General features: G+C 59.5%; 2 protein-coding genes and 1 pseudogene. 2 read left to right on the top strand and 1 reads right to left on the bottom strand.

The features are described from left to right. Positions 1-35: 35 nt before the first annotated feature. Positions 36-506: pseudogene (locus HLUSI_RS0105000) on the bottom strand (M48 family metalloprotease); the annotation flags it as partial. Positions 507-618: 112 nt separating this feature from the next. Between HLUSI_RS0105000 and orn the strand changes: the two are divergent. Both orn and HLUSI_RS0104990 read left to right on the top strand, forming a co-directional pair. Beyond that, a complete protein-coding gene (orn, locus tag HLUSI_RS0104995) occupies positions 619-1209 on the top strand; it encodes an oligoribonuclease (protein ID WP_016832924.1) in 591 nt (196 codons plus the stop codon). A gap of 47 nt (positions 1210-1256) precedes the next feature. Then, a partial coding sequence (locus HLUSI_RS0104990; RefSeq protein ID WP_016832923.1) for a TSUP family transporter occupies positions 1257-1617 on the top strand: 361 nt, incomplete at its 3' end.

Below are 1617 nucleotides of genomic sequence, written 5' to 3'. Positions count from 1 at the left end.
CAGGTTGCGATGCGTCAGCACCGCCCCCTTGGCCTGGCGCCGATCAGGCCGGTCTTGACGGCGTCGACGAAGAACAGGGCGCGCGTCATCTTGTTGAAACCGAAATACGCTTCCAGCACGAACTGGCGGTAATAGTCGAACGGCAAATCGATCAGGCCGGAGATCACCGCGAAGGAGCCGATCAGGCACAACTGATAAATCATGCCAGGGCCGCCCAGCCATTGCAGCAGCAGGGTCGACAGCAGTTGCAGTCCGCCCAGCAAAGTAAAGCCGATCAGGACGGCGGCATTCACCAGCAGCGCAAGGATGCCGAACTTGGTGCGCGCGACGGTGTAATCGGCGGCTTTCTGATGCGCCGCGAGCGGGATTTTTTCGGCGAATTCAGCCGGCACTGCACTGCGGTGCGCCAGTACATGGCGGATGTGGCGCGAGCTGAGCCAGAACCGGACAAGCAGCGTCACCAGCAGAAAACCGACAAACAAAACTGAAAACGTGAGTGAATACATTCTTTCCCTGTGCGAAAATGGCGGACATCAAGACCGCTCAAAAAATTCGATGAAAATGGCGAATCGAATGGGTGAGCGGCCGATTCAAGCAGAATATGAAGAAAGAACAATTATGTCACAAGCCACCGACACCAACGCCGCTCCTTATGCGATCCCAGCCCGTCCAAACGAGTTCAACCTGATCTGGGTCGATATGGAAATGACCGGCCTTGATCCCGACAACGACCGCATCATCGAAGTTGCCGTTGTGGTAACGGATCCTGAGCTCAACGTGCTGGCCGAAGGTCCGGTGTTCGCAATTCACCAGTCCGATGAGATCCTCGACGGCATGGACGCCTGGAACAAGGGCACGCACGGCCGTTCCGGCCTGATCGAGCGCGTCAAGGCCTCGACCGTGACCGAAGAAGAAGCCTCGGCGGCGCTGATCGCCTTCCTCAAGCCTTTCGTGCCGGTGGGCAAGTCGCCGATGTGCGGCAATTCGATTTGCCAGGATCGACGCTTCATGGCGCGCGGCATGCCCAAGCTGGAAGCCTTCTTCCACTATCGCAACCTCGACGTGTCTACGCTCAAGGAACTGTGCCGGCGCTGGAAGCCTGAGCTGGCAAGCGGTTTCAAGAAGCATCAGAAGCACACGGCGCTGGCCGACATCATCGAATCGATCGAAGAACTGAAGTACTACCGCGAGCATTTCATCAAGGAGTAATTCCTGATGAACATGCCGACGACGGGATTGCGGCCGGGGGCCTTGCCTTGATCCAGGATCCGCTGTTCTACGCAGCGGCGATCCCCGCAGTGCTGATCGTCGGCATTTCCAAGTCCGGGTTGGGCGGCGGCTCGCTCGGCATCCTCTCCATTCCCATCCTGTCGCTGGTTGCCTCGCCCTCGGTCGGCGCGGCAATCATGCTGCCCTTGCTGATCGCCATGGACATCATGGGCCTGATCACGTTCCGCGGCAAAGGCGACCTGCGCAATCTGCGCATCCTGATTCCCGCTGCGCTGGTCGGCATCGCCATCGGCGCGCTGACCTTCCGTTTCACCTCCGACGCCATGCTGCGCGGCCTGATCGGCATGCTGTCGATCGGTTTCGTGGTGCAGCGTCTGCTCGGCCGCG

Origin of the sequence: Herbaspirillum lusitanum P6-12 (genome assembly GCF_000256565.1) — a bacterium.
Classification (GTDB): domain Bacteria; phylum Pseudomonadota; class Gammaproteobacteria; order Burkholderiales; family Burkholderiaceae_D; genus Herbaspirillum; species Herbaspirillum lusitanum.
This window is presented reverse-complemented; position numbering and strand designations above follow the sequence as displayed.

Excerpts from the sequence above, each read along its gene's own strand:
- orn (WP_016832924.1), top strand. The coding sequence starts at position 619 with ATGTCACAAGCCACCGACACCAACGCCGCTCCTTATGCGATCCCAGCC.